Origin of the sequence: Aeromonas sp. FDAARGOS 1419 (genome assembly GCF_019047045.1) — a bacterium.
In the GTDB taxonomy this organism is placed as follows: domain Bacteria; phylum Pseudomonadota; class Gammaproteobacteria; order Enterobacterales; family Aeromonadaceae; genus Aeromonas; species Aeromonas veronii.
The window spans coordinates 783,228-799,364 of the sequence record NZ_CP077209.1; the positions used below are offsets into that span (position 1 = coordinate 783,228).

A 16,137-nucleotide genomic window follows, 5' to 3' on the forward strand; every position below is an offset into this window, starting at 1 on the left:
TCATTAAGAGCTTATGGTGTTGATATTATTGAGTTATTTGTTTTTAAAAAAGAGGCTCCCGCACGAAGCGGGAGCGGGGGATCAGGGCTTGAGCAGTTGCAGCGACTCTTCTGCGGCCTTGCCTTGGGAGAGGGTGATATCGACCCGGCGGTTCGCCTGGCGATGTTCGGGGGTGTCATTGGCAAAGCGGGGTTGGGTGTCGGCAACACCCTGAGCGATGACTCGTCTGGCATCCAGCTGGGGGTTGGTCAGCATGGTCTGCACGATGGAAGAGGCCCGCAGCACCGAGAGCTCCCAGTTGTTGCGATAGAGCTCCACCGGCGCTTGGGAGTTGTCGGTATGACCGGTGACCACTACCTGCCCCGGGATGTTGGCCAAAATGCCGGCGATCTTGTTGACCAGCGGGATGAACTGGGGCTGCAGGAACGCCGAATCAGAGGGGAATAGCGCCTTCTCGCCGATGCGGATCACCAGCTGGCTGCCAAGCTGCTCGACCTCGAGATCCTTCGATTCGATCTGGGCCTTTAGCTGCTGCTCCAGCTTCTGCTTGGTCACCTGCACCCACTCCTGCTCCTTGGTCTTGTGGGGCCAGGCTTCGGTGGCGCTCGGTTTTTCCGAGGCACCTATGGTCTCGTTGAAGGGGTCCGATGCCGCCATGGGGGCATCTTTTTCCAGTACAGTCTCTTCTTTCGGGCTGCTCGGCGTGGTCTTCGATTCCGGCTCGAGAATCCCTGTTCCCCCCTGCATCAAGGGTGAGCCGGCAGGCGGGGAGATGAGGCCGATTTTACCCAGCGACTCGATAAAGCCCTGGATAAGCACTCGGGTTTCGGACTGCTTGGCCATGGCAAAGGAGTAGAGCACCACAAACAGGGCGAACAGCAGGGTCATGAAGTCGGCATAGGAGACCAGCCAGCGTTCATGGTTCTCCGGTGCTTCAGCCTTTTTCTTTTTGGCCACCGTGACCTCCCAGATAAGGTTCGAGGGTAACTTGCAGGCGCGCTTGGGATTCGCCATCAACGATGCAGAGAATGCCGGTCAGGGTCATCTCCTTGTAGTGGCGGATCTGGTGGGCAAACCCCTTGTAGCGGTTGCCGAACGGCAAGAAGATCAGGTTGGCTGCGGATACCCCGTAGATGGTAGCGATAAAGGCCACCGCGATGGCGCCGCCCAGCTTGTCGGGGGCATCTAGCAGACCCATGGCGTGGATCAGGCCAAATACCGCCCCGACGATCCCCATGGTCGGGCAGTAGCCGCCCATGGCTTCATAGAATTTGACCGTCTGTTCGAGATCTTCCTGTTCAAATTCGATCTCGTTCTCCAGCACCTCGTGTATCTTGGTTTTCTCGTAACCATCAACCATCATCTGCACCCCTTTCTTCAGGAAGGGATCCTTGATCTCGTCGATCATCCCTTCCAGCGCCAGCATGCCGCTGCGGCGGGCGTTGCCTGCCAGGGTCTCCAGTAACTGGGCCTGTTCATGCATATCGAGCTTGAGGGGGGAGAGCAGCCATTTGAAACGCTTCATGGTGCTGCCGACGACGGAGAAGGGGAACTGGGTCAGCGCAGCACCAATGGTACCGCCGATCACGATAAGAAATGCGGGCAGATCGAGCAGTGCGCTGGGATGACCACCCTCGATCATGTTGCCGCCAAGGATGGCGATCAACGCCAGTACCAAGCCAATCAAGCTCATTTTTTACACATCCCTGCATATTGATAATCGCTAGTGTAGCTACTTAAGTATCAGTTTTTCAAAATGATATCCAATCGCTGAGCAATTAATGGGCACTGGGTAACGTCCATAAAAGAAGGCGTGTTGCGGCCATAAGATGGCATTACAATCATCTTGTTGCTCCTGTTGTGACAGGAAGGAACGCTTGTCGGGTGGGGCAATCACAAAAGCAAGGTAGGGGGAGGGAGCTGGCAATACGAAAAGCAGTGATGTTCCATCAGGGCTTTGCAAACCGGGGGATGAGTGCGTGGATGATCTGCCACTGCGTGGCTCAGGCTCACTTGTCGGCATAGGTGTTTGCCGGAAAGCAAAAAACCGACCCTGAGGTCGGTTTTTTTAGATTTGGCGGTGAGGGAGGGATTCGAACCCTCGATACGTTGCCGTATACACACTTTCCAGGCGTGCTCCTTCAGCCACTCGGACACCTCACCAAATTTTCGTTCGCTGCGCTGTTGCGCTGGAACGGGGCGTAATTTAGGGGAAAGGACTGTGTGGGTCAACCTCTTTTCCCCTTATTTTTCATAATCTTTTCCGAATGCCTAACCCTTGTGCAGAATGCCGGTTTTTTAAACCGGATCAGGGCTTGTCGAGGATGATCAGACTGTCCGGCAGCTCGTTTTGATCCCGGGTGGCCGGGAAGGCATCGGTCAGAATGGCGCTAACGCGCTCTACGCACTCCAGAAAACCCTGTTCGATCTCCTTGTTGCGCACTCGTGCCACGAAGTCGTCGATGATCTCCTGCCACTGGCCGTTGTCGATATGCTGGGCGATGCCGTCATCCACCAGTATTTCTACATAGTGCTCGGCGGCCGAGACGAAGATCAGCACCCCGAGCCGGTCGCGGGTGCGGTGCAGCCCCTGTTCGACAAATTGCAGGCGGGCCATCAGGGCCGCCCGATGCTGGCGAACCTTCTTCGGGATGAGCCGCATCTTGATGGGGGTCCAGTGGAACAGCAGGCTCAGCAGCAGCCAGACCGACCACTGCACCAGCAGGATTTCGTACCAACCGAGCCAGAAGCCGAGCTGGAACACCAGCAGCGGGGTGAGCATCGCCAGCAGCGCCGCCCAGAGGGTGGGAATGTAGCGATAGCCATCGCTGGCCGGGGCCAGCACGGTGACCAGTTCAGCATCAGTCTCTAGCTCCGCTTCGCGCACCTTGGCCTGAAGCGTGTGGAAGAACTGTTTAGAAATCATGATTTGTCTCTTTACTCCTGTTACCAGCCACCGGAGGCTCCGCCGCCGCCAAAACTGCCGCCGCCACCGCTGAATCCGCCGCCGGAGCGACCACCAAAGGAGCCGGCACCCAATCCACCAGCCATGTAGGTCGACCGACGTCGTCCTCCCGGCCCACCGCCACCCCCCCCGCGCAGGTTGTGGAGCACGATCATTGCAATCACCACCAGAATAAACAGCCAGGGGCCGCCACCGTTGTCACTCTTTGGCTGCTCGACCGGCTGATATTCCCCGGCGAGTGCCTTCATGATGCTCTGGCTGCCCGCCATGATCCCGGCCACCATATCGCCGCGCTTGAAGGCGGGCAGGATGCGGCCATGGATGATGTTGGCGGCGATGGCGTCGGGCAGGGCGCCTTCCAGCCCATATCCCACCTCGATCCGCACCTTGCGCTCATCCTGGGCGATCAGCAACAACACGCCACTGTTTTTGTCTTTCTGGCCGATCCCCCAGTGGCGACCGAGCTGGTAGCCGTACTCCTCGATAGTCTCCCCATCGAGGCTGTCGACGGAGACCACCACCAGCTGGATGCCGCTGCGCTTTTCAAAGGCGGCCAGCTGTTGGGTCAGTTGATGGGCCTGTTTGCGGGACATAAGACTGGCTTCATCCACCACCCGTCCGCTCAGCGTCGGGAAGTCCGGTGCCGCTTGCAGGGCACTGGCCCAGAGCAGCAGACAGGGAAGAAACCAGCGCAGCATCATCTTCATTGGAAGCTGACCTTGGGCGCCTCATCGGCACCGGGTTTGGCACTGAAACTGGGTTTGGCCTCCAGATCCGAGTAGAGCAGCTTGGACCAGATAACGCCGGGGAAAGTGCGGATCTCGGTATTGAACTGGCGCACCGCCTCGATATAGTCGCGGCGAGCCACCGAGATGCGGTTCTCGGTTCCTTCCAGCTGTGCCTGCAGGGCAAGGAACTGCTGATCCGCTTTCAGCTCGGGGTAGCGTTCTACCACCACCATCAGGCGGGAGAGGGCGCTGGAGAGCTGGTTCTGCGCCGCTTCAAACTCCTTGAGCTGGGCAGGATCGCTCACCTGTACGCTGCCGACCCGGGCACGGGCATCGGTGACCGCCTTTAGGGTCTCCTGCTCATGGCTGGCGTAGCCCTTGACGGTTGCCACCAGATTGGGAATGAGATCGGCGCGGCGCTGATACTGGTTCTCCACCTGCCCCCAGCTTGCTTTAACCTGCTCATCCAGGGTCGGAATGTTGTTCATGCCGCAGCCGGTCAGGCCGAGCAGCAGGGTCAGGGTCAACAGGCTCTGCGTGGTTCTGCGCCAGAGTGATGTGGCCATCTTGTTGTTCTCCTTTGGTATTTCGAGTCGATAGTGCGCCATGGATGGTGCACGACCAAGAGTGCACCACCATACCAGCTTAGGGTCAGTTGCCACAACGCGCAGGTAGCTCGGGTCGCTTGTTGATGCCGGAGACCTTGGGCAGTTGGGGCTTGTCTTTGAGCCAGGAGGCCAGCTCTTCCCCACAGCCATTGCCGGGCGGAATGGGAGCCTGAGGTTCGCAATCGGGGCTGCCCACCGGGCAGCGCAGCCGCACGTGGAAGTGGCTGAAGTGGCCCACCCAGGGGCGTAGCTTGGCGACCCAGGGTTCGTTACCAGCCTGTTGGCAGACCGCGGATTTGATCACCGGATTGACGAAGATGCGGGCCACCTCGGGTTTGCTGGCCGCAAGCCGCAGCAGGGTGAGCTGCTGTGGGCCAAAGCGCCCCGGCAACATCTTGTAGCTGGGTTCGTCGATCAGTGCCCACTCCTTGGGGGCATCCTGCTCCCATTTGCTGATGGGACGGTTGGCCATACGAAACCAGATATCGGCATCAAGTCCGGTCTGATGGCTGCGATGGCCAGAGGTAAAGGGGCCGCCCCGGGCCATCGCCAGATCAGCGATGTAGAGATCTGGCAGCCCGGCCATGCGGGTCTGGTTGGCCAGCGCTTGCAGATAGTGGATGAGGTCGGGGTGGCCGTAGTAGCGCAGCCGCTTGGTGCGGATCACCTGATAACCCGGCCCTTCAAGGGGTAGGGATACGCCGTTTTTCAGGCAACCGGCGGCATAACCACCGATGGCTTCCGCTTGCAATACAGTCGCCAGCAACAGGGACGTCAGCATGTACGTGCTCCTTGTCTTGCTTCGAGTCGGCTCAGCAATACGAACAGACTCAAACATATAAATAAATAGGCCGCGGCCACCAGCAGCCAGATCTCGTAGACCAGTCCGCTGGAGTTGGCCATCTCGGTGCCGACGAAGGTGAGCTCCTGCACCGAGATAAGGGAAACGATGGCGGTATCCTTCACCAGCGCGATGAGCTGACCGGTGAGGGGGGGCAACATCAGCAGCATGGCCTGCGGCAGGATCACATGGCGCAGCCGCACCCAGGGGGAGAGCCCGAGGCTCTGCGCCGCCTCCCACTGGCCGCGGGGGATTGCGGCCAGCCCGGCGCGGACGATCTCGGCGACGAAGGCTGCGCTGATCATGCCAACGCAGAGGGTGCCTGAGATGAGGTTCTCCCAGCGGGCAGGTGGGCCAAACAGCGCCTCTTGCCACGGGGAGAGTGATACGGTGCCGAGCCAGCGGGAGAGGCCGCTCGAAGGCAGCAGCTGGTTGGCGATAAAGAAGTAGAAGATGAAGATAAAGACCAGCGGCGGCAGATTGCGGATCAGCTGGATAAACAGGGTCGCGGGCATCACCAGCCAGGGGCGGCGGCTGAAGGCGGCTACCCCCAGCGCAGTGCCGAGCAGCAGCGCCAGCACCATGCCGAGCAGGGCGATGCGCAAGGTAGTGAGCAGACCGCTGAAAAAGTAGGGCAACTCGCCGTGAGGGCCTGGGGTGAACAGCAGATCGAAGGCCTCATGCCAGCGCCACTGATAGGCCACCCCGATGTGCAAGCGGCTGGCCAGCCAGAGGCCAGCCAGCAGCAGGATCAGGGCGATCGCCCCATCCAGCCAGTTGATGTTCCGACATGGCTTCCGGACGATGCGCCGGATGGTCTGTTTGAGGGCCATCAGCATCAGGGATTGGCGACCAGCGCTTCCCACGCCAGCGACTTGAACCAGTAGTCATGGCGCGCCTTGAGCCAGCCATCGGCCTGACGGGCGGCGATCCACTCGTTGAACTGTTCAGCCAGGGCATCATCCCCCTTGCGCAGGGCAAAGCCTTCATCGCCTTGTGCCAACGGCTCGGCAAACGGCATAAAGAGGGCATCCGGGTGGCGCAGCGCCTCTTGCTCGGGTTTCGGGGAAGAGGAGAGGGCGCCGTGGGCGCGGCCGTTCAGCACCTCCTGAAATACCTGTGACTCGTCATCAAACTGGCGCAGGGTGGCCTTGGGGAAGTGTTCTTTTGCCACCTGTACCGGTGAGGCGCCACGGCGTACCGCCAGGATCACCCCGCGCTGGTTGAAGTCCGCCACGGTTTTCTTCTCTTTGGCCATGGTGCTGGAGGCGGCCAGCTGCACCCCCGAATGGGAGTAGGCCTGGGTGAAGCGCACGCTCTTCTCCCGCTCGGGGGTGATGGTGAGGCCGCCGATGATGACGTCATATTTTTTCGCCAGCAGGGAGGGGATGATGCCATCCCAAGCGGTAGGCACGAACTCTACCTGCCAGCCGTTATCTGTGGCGAGGCGACGGGCCACGTCAATCTCGAAACCGATCAGGGCCCCCTGCTTGTCGCGCATCGCCCAGGGGGCGAAGGTGGACATGCCGACCCGCAGGGTACCGCTCTGCTCGATCTGTGCCTGGGTGTCGGAGGGGGCAGTTTGTGCCAGTGCCGGAGTGAGCAGGCTTGTCAGTAGCAGGGCAGCGCCCGACAGGGTGGTCTTGAATGACAGATTCATGGTTAGCGTCCTTGTTGATCCGGATTCAGGTGACGGGCCAGCGCTCGCGAACAGGCTGACAGCGTCAGGGTTAACAGCAAATAGAGGGCAGCCACGGTAAACCACACCTCAAAGGTCAGAAACGTATCGGCAACCAGAGTACGCCCTTCGTTGGTCAGATCGAAGATGGCGATCACACTCACCAGCGCCGAATGTTTGATAAGGGAGACCAGCTCGTTGGTCAGTGGCGGCAAGGTGATGCGCACCAGCTGGGGCAGGATCACCTTGCGCAGGGTGATGGCCCGTGACAAGCCAAGGGACTGGGCTGCCTCCCACTGTCCTTTGGGAATGGCCTGTACACCTGCACGCAGCACTTCGGCGGTGAAGGCCCCCTGATAGAGGGAGAGGCTCAACACGGCGCAGGCAAGGGGGGCCAATCCCAGCATGGGGCCCAGCAAGAAATAGAGAATATAGAGCTGCACCAACTGGGGCGTGGTGCGCACCAGCGCCAGATAGGAGATGGCGAGCCAGGGGCCGAGCCTGGAGGGAAGCAGCCGCAGGCTGACCACGCACACCCCGACCGCCAGAGTGCCCAACAGGCTGAGCAGCGCCACCTGCAAAGTGACCAGCAGGCCGTTTAGCAGGGGGCCAGCATAAAAGGTCCCCTCATCCCACTCGCCGAGAAAGGGCAACACCCGCGGCCACTGCCACTCATAGCCCATCTGGCGAGCGCCGCTATAGAGCGCCCAGCCCAGTAGCGCAGAGAGCATCACAGTGCCTGACAACCAGCCAAGCAGGCGGGGACGATTGAGCCTAGCCATGATAGCTGAGCACCTGTTCGAGGAAGGCCCGGGTGCGCGGGTGCCGGGGGGCGTTGAACAGCTGGGCGGGCGGGGCAGACTCGATAATCTTCCCTTCATCCATAAAGAGCACCCGATCCGCCACCTGACGGGCAAAGCCCATCTCGTGGGTAACGCAGATCAGGGTCATCCCCTCGTCAGCCAGCTCGCGGATCACATCGAGCACTTCGCGGATCATCTCGGGGTCGAGGGCGGAGGTGGGCTCGTCAAACAGCATCAGCTCGGGTTGCATGCAGAGGGAGCGGGCGATGGCGACCCGCTGCTGCTGGCCGCCGGAGAGCTGGTGTGGGTACTTGTCGGCCTGTGCCTGAATGCGCACCCGCTCGAGCAGCCCGAGCGCCCGGGCTTTGGCCTCCTGAGGGTGCAACCCCAGGGTATGCACCGGCGCCACCATCAGGTTCTCCAGCACCGTCATATGGGGGAAGAGGTTGAACTGCTGAAACACCATGCCGACCCGACCTTGCAGGCGACGCAAGTAGGCGGGGGTTACCGGCTCGCCAAACAGGAACAGCTGGCCGCCGTCGATCCCCTCCAGCCCGTTGATGGTGCGGATCAGGGTCGATTTTCCCGAGCCTGACGGGCCACAGATGACCCACTTTTCTCCCCGTTCAATGGTGAGATCGATGTGATGAAGAGCCTGAAAGTCGCCATAGAATTTGTCGACGCCACAAAAGCGCACACAGGGTTGCGAGCTGGTCAAGAAGCGGGTCCCACTGAGAATCATTTACGCCATGGTATTGATTTTATAGGGGGATGACAAAGAAAACCCCCTTGTCAGCATCCTGATGGCTATTCACAATGGCGCCATTTCGTGATGACAGGAGCTTTTCATGCGTATTACATCCTTGCTTGCCGGTTCCCAGGTGCAGCTGTTGATGCCGCCAGCGGTTCGCTATCGCTGCGTCATTTTTCTGCTGTTGCTGGTGAGTTGGGGCGTGGTGGCGGCCTCCTTGTGGGATGGCTGGGGCGCCATGGCGCTGCTCAACTGGGTGGGCCTGGTCTTTGGTGGCATCACCGGGATCATGGTGTCGCTGCCCCGCAGCTGGCAGCCCTGGCGCTTGGCGGAGCTGGGGTGGGATGAACAGCATATCTATTTGCTCAATGGCAACAAGGATGAGGCGCTGGCGCTGCCCCGCAGCCAGCTGGTGGCGCTCGAACGAGAGCGGCGAGTGGGCCACGACGGCCAGTGGCTCGACTTCAGCCTCGATCTGCAACTGAGTGAAGAGGAGCTGGCGGCGGCCATGGCCTTGCTGGATCTCAAGGCGGGGGAGCTGCATCTGGTGAGCCCGTCGGTCTATCGCTTCGGCTTTAAACGGGCCTGGCACGGTCGCCGGATGCTGGCGCAACGGTTGTCAGATCTGCAATCGGCCTGAGTCGACTATTTTCTCGACAATTCCCGGCAAAGCTCAGATACTGCCAGTGACTCGAATTGATCTTGTCTGCACTGTTAACCCAAGAGATCAATCACTTGACGACAGTGTGGAGAAGGCCACGGCATGAAGCCATGGCAGGTCCGGCATAGGGGTTGTGCCCTTACCGTTATGCTGGGAATTGCATAGAGAAGGCACCTTGAATCGAGAGTGGATGGCATGAAGATTTACGTAGGAAATCTGTCGTACCGGATGACGGCCGACGAACTGAAAACCCTGTTCAGCCAGTTTGGACAGGTCGACAAGGTTGATATCATCATCGACCGCGATACCGGCCAGTCAAAGGGGTTTGGTTTTATTGAAATGCCGGTCAATGGTGATGCCGAAAAGGCCATCGCTGGTCTGCATGGCACTGAGGTCGGTGGCCGTACCATCACCGTCAACCAGGCCAAACCGAAGACAGATGCTCCCCGTGGTCGCCCGCAACAGCGCCACCGCTAAGGTGCCTCGGCAATAAAAAAACGGCATGGGTTTCCCCCATGCCGTTTTTGTTTCTGGACGTTTTGCTGTGATCAGGGGACGTCGTAACCGAGCGCCGCCTTGCGGATGCGAAACCACTGTTGGCGATTGAGGACGATGGATTCGGCGGCCACGGCGGCAGCAATCCGCTCCCGTTTGCCGGAGCCAATCAATGGCAGCGGCTGGCTTGGCAGCATCATTACCCAGGCGTAGACCACCTGCTCGATAGTCTGGGCGCCCACTTCCTGACGGATCTGCTCCAGTTCGGCACGCAGCGGGGCATAGGCGTCATCGCTGAACAGTCGGCCGCCGCCAAGACATGACCAGGCCATCGGCTTGATGCCAAGCTGCTGGCACTGATCCAGGGTACCATCGAGGGTCCCTTCCTGATGAAGCGGCGAGATCTCCAGCTGGTTAGTGACCAGCGGGAAGGGGAGGCGCGATTGCAGTAGCTCGAACTGACGGGCGGTGAAGTTGGATACCCCAGCGTGCTTGATCTTGCCCGCCTGTTTCAGGGTGATAAAGGCGTCGGCCACTTCATCTGCGTTCATCAGGGGATCCGGGCGGTGGATCAGCAGCAGGTCCAGATGGTCGGTGCCGAGCTTGCGCAGCGAGGCCTCGGCGCTGGCGATGATATGGTCCTTGCCGGTGTTGTAGTGGTTGAGAGCATGCTCCGGCTTGGCGGTGAGGGCGATACCGCACTTGGTGACAATCTCCATCCGGCTGCGCAGGGAAGGCTCGAGGCGCAGGGCGTGACCAAAGGCCTCTTCGCACTGGTAGCCACCATAGATATCGGCGTGATCGATGGTGGTGACCCCCAGATCCAGATGATATTTCATCAGATCGAGCAGAGCGGCCGGAGAGAGCTGCCACTCCATCAGGCGCCAGTAACCCATGATGAGGCGAGAGAAGGTGGGGCCTTGCGGATGCAGGGCGACACGGGATACAGACATGGTTGACTCCTTGAAAAACACGATGCGAAAACGATGTGCAACATAGATGACTGCGGGCATCTTGGCCTCATGTGGCTGGCAAAGCAATAATGGGCAGTGGCATGATTCGAACTTTGGTTCTGATCGCAGAGTAGGAGAGAGTTGGATGGAAGGATTTGCCGAGCGCTTGCAGAGCCTGATCGGGGAGATGAGCGTGAGCGCCTTTGCCCGCAAGGTGGGGCTCAGTGAAGCGCTGATCCGCAAATATTTAAAGGGAGCCGAGCCTGGCCTGGCGCGGGCCAACCAGATCGCCATGGGGGCCAACTGCTCGTTGGAGTGGCTGGCAACCGGCTGCGGTTATCTCTACCGTCAGGCGGAAGTGGTAGACAGGGAGGCGCTGGCAGCGGCGCAACTACTGCTGGGCGAGCAGCAACCCGGGGTGGGGCTGCCCGATGAGGAGGCACTGGTCACCCTGCTCGCCTACTACCAGTTTTTGCGCACCCACAAGAAAGCGGACGGTTTTCTCGACTTGGCGCTGACGCGGGAGTTTGGCCGCCATCTGGGGGAAGCGTGATGAGGGGCATATTACCCTTTGGTCGTGTCACGGCCGGTTGATTATTCTGATACGCTCTAAGCAAGATAACTCTCCATGGAATGGGCGATGAGCTACTTGATCCTCGGAAGTGGTGCGCTGGGCTCGGCGCTGGCAAGAGAGCTGATGGCAAGGGGGGAGTCCTTCCTTCTGGCCGGGCGCACCTATCCAAAAGGGATCGAGATGGGGGCCTTCTTCCCGCTGCAAGAGGTGGACGCCATCTCGTTCGACGCCCTGTTTACCCTCTACGACACCGATCCGCTTCCCACCGTGGTAATCAACACCATCGGCCTGTTGCACGATGTCAGCTTTATGCCGGAGCGGCGGGTCGAAGAGGTGCACCCCAAGTGGCTGTGCGACAGCCTGCTGGCCAATGCCTGGCCAACACTGGCGCTGGCTGCCCGTTTCAGTCGGTTGATGGGCAATGACCATCCGCTGTGGCTCTGTGCCATCTCTGATCTGGCGGGCTCCATTACCTCCAATCTGGAGGGGGGGCGTTACAGCTACCGGATGAGCAAGGCGGCCCTCGACATGGGGGTGAAAACGCTGGCCCTTGAGTGGATGCAGCGTTTCCCGCAAGCGGGGGTGGTGGCGGTGGCGCCCGGCTTGATGGAGTCCCCGATGAACACCCCCTTTCTGAGCGAGTTGCCTGCGGAGCAATTGCAGGATCCTGCCGAGGTGGCGGTGAAACTGCTCAATCTCATCAAGGGGTTATCGTTGACCCAATCGGGCCAGCTACTGGATCTCAACGGTCAGCCGCTGCCCTGGTAAATCCCGCCTGCGGGTTCTGCGGACGTCTATTGGCTTCACATTCTGCTCATGCGCCCCTTGCCAAGTGAGGGGAGCATGACTAACGTCACTCTCCTGTTTCAGGAGGGATCTCATGCGCTATATCGATTTACGAAGTGACACCGTCACCCAGCCTACTGACGCCATGCGTCAAGCCATGCTCCACGCCGAAGTCGGTGACGATGTCTATGGTGAAGATCCGGGCGTCAACGCGCTGGAGGCCTTTGGGGCCAGATTGCTGGGCAAACAGGCGGCGCTGTTTGTGCCGTCCGGCACCATGTCCAATCTGTTGGCGGTGATGAGCCACTGTCAGCGCGGTGAGGGGGCCATCCTCGGCAACGCCGCTCACATCTATCGCTATGAAGCGCAGGGGAGTGCCGTGCTGGGCTCCGTAGCCCTGCAACCCTTGCCGATGCAGCGCGATGGCACGCTGGCATTCGATGATATCAAAGCTGCGCTGGCCCCTGATGATGCCCACTTCGTCCAAACTCGCCTGATCTGCCTTGAGAACACCCACAACGGCAAGGTGCTGCCGCTCTCCTATCTGCAGGAGATGGGGGCATTCGTTGCCGAGCGCGGCTTGAAGCTTCATCTCGATGGCGCCCGGCTCTTTAACGCCGCCGTGGCCAGCGAGACCCCGGTCGAGGAGATCGCTGCACCGTTTGACAGTATCTCGATTTGTCTCTCCAAGGGGTTGGGGGCACCGGTGGGCTCGCTGCTGGTGGGCAGCCACGATTTCATCGCCCGTGCGCGCCGCCTACGCAAGATGCTGGGAGGTGGCATGCGCCAGGCGGGCATTCTGGCGCAAGCCGGTCTGTTTGCCCTCGAGCAGCACGTGACCCGTCTGGCCGATGATCACCGCCGTGCCAAACGGCTGGCCGAAGGGTTGGCTGCACTGCCGGGCATCGAGCTCGACCTCTCGCTGGTGCAGAGCAACATGGTGTTCCTGCGGCTGCGTGAGGGGGAATCGGCCCCTCTGCTCGCTTTTATGAAGGAGCGGGGGATCCTCTTCTCCGGTTACGGCGAGCTGCGGCTGGTGACTCATCTGCAGATCAACGATGACGATATTGAAGAGGTGATCGACGCCTTCACCGAGTATCTCGGGGCGCGTTGAGACGGCTGGTGATGTAGCCGTTATCCCGATATTTGTTGATACCGAAATAACAGAGGGCGCCGCGGCGCCCTCTGTTATTTGCAGCAAGCTCAAGCCTGCCGCTGGCCGCTCATCAGCATGGCCTCATCGGTGGCGTCGTAGATCATCACCGCTATGTGGGTCACCTGACCGCCGAAATCGGCCAGTGGCACCAGGGTCAGGTTCTGGAACATATGGGGGGCCGAGCCGGTAATGGGGCGGTAGTTGGAGAAACGTAGCAGATAGGGCTTCTGCTCCCAGGTACTGAAGGCGCGGTTGTTGAGCTTGAAGACCATGTTGGCCTTGCGCTCGAACCAGGCTTTGTCCACATCGGGGAAGAGCTCGAACAGTACGCCATCGCGCACGTCACTGGCCAGTCGGCCGCTGTGGCTCTCCATAAAGCCGTTCCACACCTGTACCTTGTACTCCTTGTCGAGCACTACCAGGCCTACGTCCAGGTTCTGGACTATGTTCATCAGCCAATGAAATTCACGGATTTCCATAGTCACTCCTAGAGCATGTGCATGATTTTGTTGTTCATGGTGGCGATGGAATCTTCGGTAAACAGCAGCAGCAGATCACACTGCACCGCGTAATCCTGGATCCGGTAGTTGATCTCGATGGCGAGCGTGCGGCGCCAGCGACTCTTGTTGGTGTTGATCAGCTCGTTGATGGGTCTGTGCTGGCCGAGCACCACCGGGTGCCCCTGACTGAAGGGGGTGTCGAGCTGGTTGGCGTAGCCGCGCAGGAAGGCGCCGATCAGCACGTTGGCGGTATCCATCAACAGCTCCAGTTCGGCGGTGCGATCCAGCGTCCCCTGATGGTTCATCAGCTTGGCTAAATCTTTGAAGCTGGAGTCATGGAACAGGATCAGCGCTTCACCGGCGATCCCCGCTCCGATAAACCCCTGACAGACGGCGGAGAGGGTATCTGAATCCGCAGCGGCCGAGAGGGCCATGTGCAGCTCGGAGACCTCCAGCACGTTGACGTTGGGGATAGGCAGTACCACGAAGGCGTTGAGCAGACGAGCCAGCAAGTCGGCTGCCTGACCCATGGAGACGTTGGCCAGCTCCTGATAGACATCGCGGATTTCGGGGGTGATCTTGACGCCTGCATCGGCTACCACGCCGCTTGTCAGCTGCTCGGGGGCGCTTGGTTGACCACTCGGGGCGGCACTCCAGAAATCATGCTTTTTGAGCAGGGCGAGCAGGGTTTCTGGGGCGGCGGGTTTCTTGATGAAATCGAGCGCCCCCAGCCCCATGACCCGTTGATAGGCCTCTGGTTGGATATCCCCGGAGACCACGATCACCTTGTTGCGCAGACCCTCCCGTTGGAGGGTCTCCAGCACGCCGTAACCGTCCATTTCCGGCATGGTCAGATCGAGGAAGATGAGATCGCCATGACCCATCAGCACCTGTTCGATCCCTTCGAGACCATTGGCTGCGTAGTGCAAATCGACTTTCCAGTCGGCCGGGAGCGCCCGCGCCAGCTGTTTGCGGGCGAACCCGGAGTCATCACATATCAATACATTCATGGCGTTAGGCAGGCTCTGTTGGCAAGGGATGCTATAAGTGTGGCCCGCTAACGGTCAGATGCAATGGGTGAGGCTATCACCTTGTGAAAATTGGTTGTCCCACTGCCGATTGCGATAGCGTGCTGAGTATTTTTCAACAAATTCAACGAACATCTTAACACGCAACGGAGCGAACTGGTGCTGGCAACACAACATGTAGAAGGGGCGATTGCCGGTTTGCCAGTCGGTCAGTACCGGCACCAGCTGCTCGTCATGGAGGAAGCTGCTCAGATAGTGCAGCGGGGCGTTGACGATCCCCAGATGACGCCGGGCTGCGCGTACCGCGGCCTGGGTCTGGTTGACGGTCAGTTTGGCGCTGCGTTTGATGCAGACGCTCTGGCCATCCTTGTCGGTCAGCTGCCAGTGCTGGTGAGGCCAGCAGTAGATGAGATCGTGCTCTTCCAGCTGGTTGGGGTGGGAGGGGGTGCCCTTCTTGGTCAAATAGAGTGGTGAGGCAAACAGGCCGTACTCGATATGACCGAGACAGATCGCATTGGGCAGCGACTGGGGCAGCTCACCGTTGAAGAACACCAGATCCCGATCATTGTCGAACAGGTGCTGGTGATCATTGGTCTGGGTGATATCGAACTGTACCTCGGGATAGTGCAGCCCGAATTCGGCCAGCATATCGATGAGGATGGTGTTGGAGAGCGCGATGGGCGCAGCTATCCGGATAAGCCCGGTGATGTCGGCCTCTTGACCCTGGATCTCGCTGGTGGCCTGCTCGATTTGTGCGAGTGGCGTGCAGAGACGTTCGTAGTATCTGAGGCCATCATCGGTAAGGCGGAGCTTGCGGGTAGAGCGATGTAGCAGGGAGCAACCCAGTTGCTCTTCCAGCTGGGAAATGCGTCGACTGATGGTGCCTGTTGGCATGCCCAGTGCGGCTGCAGCGTGGGAGAATCCTCCCTCTTGCACCACCTTGACGAACAGGTAGAACTCTTCGATGTGCTTCATAAACGCTGTTCTGGGTGTAACAAGGGGGCAACCATAAAAAGAGCGTTCCGGGTTGGCAAGGGTAATTCAGCGTTTAATTGATCTGGATTCGATTTCTGTTGATACCAGTTCTCCACCCGCCCGTCATCTCAGTTTCCCCGAGTTGGTGATTATTCCGGCACGATGCCAAATGGTACTGCGGCAGTGATGTTTGCCATATTCCCTGATTTGTTCCGCTATAACCGCAGGCGAAGGCCGATATTGCAACCTGATGGAAGGGCGCCGGGTTGCTCTGCGTACTCAGCCGGAGTGGTTTGCCATCCACAGCCAATGTGATGCAGATCATATATTCTGGTTTTGCTCATTGCCTGTTGAAAAATGAATTTGGGGTATATCGATTCCGCCTTAGTGAACTATTTTTGTCCGTTTTGGCGTTTTTTTGGCTGTTTATCCACCCGCTTGGTTAATTAATGGAAGCTTTGTGACAGAGAGTGATGACTATTTCCACCATTGATTTAAATGTTAATAACAAATTTGTCGCAGCAAATATGCAATTGCTCTTTCAAGGTCTCGAGTGGATAGCTCTTAGTGCTTGTTTTTACTGGGGAAAAAAGTTAAAAATCGACTATATGATTTGCTTGGATTAACAGGGTCCT

General features: G+C 59.3%; 19 protein-coding genes and 1 tRNA gene. 5 read left to right on the top strand and 15 right to left on the bottom strand.

The window, feature by feature from the left end; all coding sequences use genetic code 11:
* Window positions 1-81 precede the first annotated feature (81 nt).
* From I6L49_RS03370 to I6L49_RS03420, 11 genes are all read right to left on the bottom strand, one after another.
* Complete coding sequence (locus I6L49_RS03370; protein WP_106844513.1) at window positions 82-957, bottom strand: flagellar motor protein MotB; 876 nt, start codon at window positions 955-957, stop codon at window positions 82-84.
* Window positions 935-1,693 (bottom strand): flagellar motor protein, encoded by a 759-nt coding sequence (locus I6L49_RS03375; protein ID WP_042056089.1) that lies wholly within the window; start codon window positions 1,691-1,693, stop codon window positions 935-937. Before I6L49_RS03375 ends, I6L49_RS03370 begins: the two co-directional genes overlap by 23 nt.
* 382 nt (window positions 1,694-2,075) lie before the next feature.
* A tRNA-Ser gene (locus I6L49_RS03380) sits at window positions 2,076-2,163 on the bottom strand.
* A gap of 145 nt (window positions 2,164-2,308) precedes the next feature.
* On the bottom strand, window positions 2,309-2,926 hold the full coding sequence (locus I6L49_RS03385) for a TPM domain-containing protein (RefSeq protein WP_005337196.1): 618 nt from the start codon (window positions 2,924-2,926) through the stop codon (window positions 2,309-2,311).
* Between the two features lie 20 nt (window positions 2,927-2,946).
* Window positions 2,947-3,672, bottom strand: a complete 726-nt coding sequence (locus I6L49_RS03390; protein WP_216950602.1) for a YgcG family protein — start codon at window positions 3,670-3,672, stop codon at window positions 2,947-2,949.
* Window positions 3,669-4,259 carry a LemA family protein gene (locus tag I6L49_RS03395; RefSeq protein WP_005346564.1) on the bottom strand — a complete coding sequence of 197 codons (591 nt, stop codon included), beginning with the start codon at window positions 4,257-4,259 and terminating at the stop codon, window positions 3,669-3,671. Before I6L49_RS03395 ends, I6L49_RS03390 begins: the two co-directional genes overlap by 4 nt.
* Window positions 4,260-4,344: 85 nt before the next feature.
* Window positions 4,345-5,082, bottom strand: coding sequence for a penicillin-insensitive murein endopeptidase (gene mepA / locus I6L49_RS03400; RefSeq protein WP_005359850.1), 738 nt, complete (start codon window positions 5,080-5,082; stop codon window positions 4,345-4,347).
* Window positions 5,076-5,981, bottom strand: a complete 906-nt coding sequence (locus tag I6L49_RS03405; RefSeq protein ID WP_101529945.1) for an amino acid ABC transporter permease — start codon at window positions 5,979-5,981, stop codon at window positions 5,076-5,078. Before I6L49_RS03405 ends, mepA begins: the two co-directional genes overlap by 7 nt.
* Complete coding sequence (locus I6L49_RS03410) at window positions 5,981-6,802, bottom strand: transporter substrate-binding domain-containing protein (protein ID WP_216950603.1); 822 nt, start codon at window positions 6,800-6,802, stop codon at window positions 5,981-5,983. The genes I6L49_RS03405 and I6L49_RS03410 overlap by 1 nt, the downstream gene beginning before the upstream one ends.
* Window positions 6,803-6,804: 2 nt before the next feature.
* Entirely contained in the window at window positions 6,805-7,602 is a 798-nt protein-coding gene (locus I6L49_RS03415) for an amino acid ABC transporter permease (RefSeq protein WP_204383456.1), read from the bottom strand.
* Window positions 7,595-8,365 carry an amino acid ABC transporter ATP-binding protein gene (locus I6L49_RS03420; RefSeq protein ID WP_216950604.1) on the bottom strand — a complete coding sequence of 257 codons (771 nt, stop codon included), beginning with the start codon at window positions 8,363-8,365 and terminating at the stop codon, window positions 7,595-7,597. The genes I6L49_RS03415 and I6L49_RS03420 overlap by 8 nt, the downstream gene beginning before the upstream one ends.
* Before the next feature lie 106 nt (window positions 8,366-8,471).
* Here I6L49_RS03420 and I6L49_RS03425 point away from each other — a divergent pair, with 106 nt between their 5' ends.
* A complete protein-coding gene (locus tag I6L49_RS03425; RefSeq protein WP_167567443.1) occupies window positions 8,472-9,014 on the top strand; it encodes a hypothetical protein in 543 nt (180 codons plus the stop codon).
* Between the two features lie 249 nt (window positions 9,015-9,263).
* Window positions 9,264-9,512 (top strand): RNA-binding protein, encoded by a 249-nt coding sequence (locus I6L49_RS03430; RefSeq protein WP_013723828.1) that lies wholly within the window; start codon window positions 9,264-9,266, stop codon window positions 9,510-9,512.
* A 71-nt stretch (window positions 9,513-9,583) separates the two neighbouring features.
* Here I6L49_RS03430 and I6L49_RS03435 read toward each other — a convergent pair whose 3' ends face one another.
* Window positions 9,584-10,483, bottom strand: coding sequence for an aldo/keto reductase family oxidoreductase (locus tag I6L49_RS03435; protein WP_069555747.1), 900 nt, complete (start codon window positions 10,481-10,483; stop codon window positions 9,584-9,586).
* Window positions 10,484-10,628: 145 nt separating this feature from the next.
* Here I6L49_RS03435 and I6L49_RS03440 point away from each other — a divergent pair, with 145 nt between their 5' ends.
* The 3 genes from I6L49_RS03440 (at window position 10,629) to ltaE (ending at window position 12,957) form a co-directional block, all read left to right on the top strand.
* Window positions 10,629-11,036, top strand: a complete 408-nt coding sequence (locus I6L49_RS03440; RefSeq protein WP_204383454.1) for a helix-turn-helix transcriptional regulator — start codon at window positions 10,629-10,631, stop codon at window positions 11,034-11,036.
* An 87-nt stretch (window positions 11,037-11,123) separates the two neighbouring features.
* On the top strand, window positions 11,124-11,825 hold the full coding sequence (locus I6L49_RS03445) for a short-chain dehydrogenase (protein WP_204383452.1): 702 nt from the start codon (window positions 11,124-11,126) through the stop codon (window positions 11,823-11,825).
* Window positions 11,826-11,937: 112 nt separating this feature from the next.
* Window positions 11,938-12,957, top strand: a complete 1,020-nt coding sequence (ltaE, locus tag I6L49_RS03450) for a low-specificity L-threonine aldolase (RefSeq protein WP_111901338.1) — start codon at window positions 11,938-11,940, stop codon at window positions 12,955-12,957.
* A gap of 89 nt (window positions 12,958-13,046) precedes the next feature.
* Here the strand turns inward: ltaE and I6L49_RS03455 are convergent, their stop codons facing one another.
* From I6L49_RS03455 to I6L49_RS03465, 3 genes are read right to left on the bottom strand one after another with little or no spacing between them, the layout of a single operon-like run.
* Window positions 13,047-13,478, bottom strand: a complete 432-nt coding sequence (locus tag I6L49_RS03455) for a PAS domain-containing protein (RefSeq protein ID WP_042081919.1) — start codon at window positions 13,476-13,478, stop codon at window positions 13,047-13,049.
* A gap of 8 nt (window positions 13,479-13,486) precedes the next feature.
* Window positions 13,487-14,509, bottom strand: a complete 1,023-nt coding sequence (locus I6L49_RS03460) for a response regulator (protein ID WP_111901339.1) — start codon at window positions 14,507-14,509, stop codon at window positions 13,487-13,489.
* 54 nt (window positions 14,510-14,563) lie between these two features.
* The gene (locus I6L49_RS03465; protein ID WP_005337171.1) at window positions 14,564-15,502 is read right to left on the bottom strand and encodes a LysR family transcriptional regulator; all 939 of its coding nucleotides are present in this window, start codon (window positions 15,500-15,502) and stop codon (window positions 14,564-14,566) included.
* Between the last annotated feature and the right edge of the window lie 635 nt (window positions 15,503-16,137).

Coding starts and splice junctions, on each gene's coding strand:
- I6L49_RS03395 (WP_005346564.1), bottom strand. CDS start 4,259: ATGGCCACATCACTCTGGCGCAGAACCACGCAGAGCCTGTTGACCCTG.
- I6L49_RS03445 (WP_204383452.1), top strand. CDS start 11,124: ATGAGCTACTTGATCCTCGGAAGTGGTGCGCTGGGCTCGGCGCTGGCA.
- I6L49_RS03405 (WP_101529945.1), bottom strand. CDS start 5,981: ATGCTGATGGCCCTCAAACAGACCATCCGGCGCATCGTCCGGAAGCCA.
- I6L49_RS03425 (WP_167567443.1), top strand. CDS start 8,472: ATGCGTATTACATCCTTGCTTGCCGGTTCCCAGGTGCAGCTGTTGATG.
- I6L49_RS03435 (WP_069555747.1), bottom strand. CDS start 10,483: ATGTCTGTATCCCGTGTCGCCCTGCATCCGCAAGGCCCCACCTTCTCT.
- I6L49_RS03465 (WP_005337171.1), bottom strand. CDS start 15,502: ATGAAGCACATCGAAGAGTTCTACCTGTTCGTCAAGGTGGTGCAAGAG.
- I6L49_RS03430 (WP_013723828.1), top strand. CDS start 9,264: ATGACGGCCGACGAACTGAAAACCCTGTTCAGCCAGTTTGGACAGGTC.
- I6L49_RS03455 (WP_042081919.1), bottom strand. CDS start 13,478: ATGGAAATCCGTGAATTTCATTGGCTGATGAACATAGTCCAGAACCTG.
- I6L49_RS03460 (WP_111901339.1), bottom strand. CDS start 14,509: ATGAATGTATTGATATGTGATGACTCCGGGTTCGCCCGCAAACAGCTG.
- I6L49_RS03415 (WP_204383456.1), bottom strand. CDS start 7,602: ATGGCTAGGCTCAATCGTCCCCGCCTGCTTGGCTGGTTGTCAGGCACT.
- I6L49_RS03420 (WP_216950604.1), bottom strand. CDS start 8,365: ATGATTCTCAGTGGGACCCGCTTCTTGACCAGCTCGCAACCCTGTGTG.
- I6L49_RS03385 (WP_005337196.1), bottom strand. CDS start 2,926: ATGATTTCTAAACAGTTCTTCCACACGCTTCAGGCCAAGGTGCGCGAA.
- I6L49_RS03390 (WP_216950602.1), bottom strand. CDS start 3,672: ATGAAGATGATGCTGCGCTGGTTTCTTCCCTGTCTGCTGCTCTGGGCC.
- ltaE (WP_111901338.1), top strand. CDS start 11,938: ATGCGCTATATCGATTTACGAAGTGACACCGTCACCCAGCCTACTGAC.
- I6L49_RS03410 (WP_216950603.1), bottom strand. CDS start 6,802: ATGAATCTGTCATTCAAGACCACCCTGTCGGGCGCTGCCCTGCTACTG.
- I6L49_RS03375 (WP_042056089.1), bottom strand. CDS start 1,693: ATGAGCTTGATTGGCTTGGTACTGGCGTTGATCGCCATCCTTGGCGGC.
- I6L49_RS03440 (WP_204383454.1), top strand. CDS start 10,629: ATGGAAGGATTTGCCGAGCGCTTGCAGAGCCTGATCGGGGAGATGAGC.
- mepA (WP_005359850.1), bottom strand. CDS start 5,082: ATGCTGACGTCCCTGTTGCTGGCGACTGTATTGCAAGCGGAAGCCATC.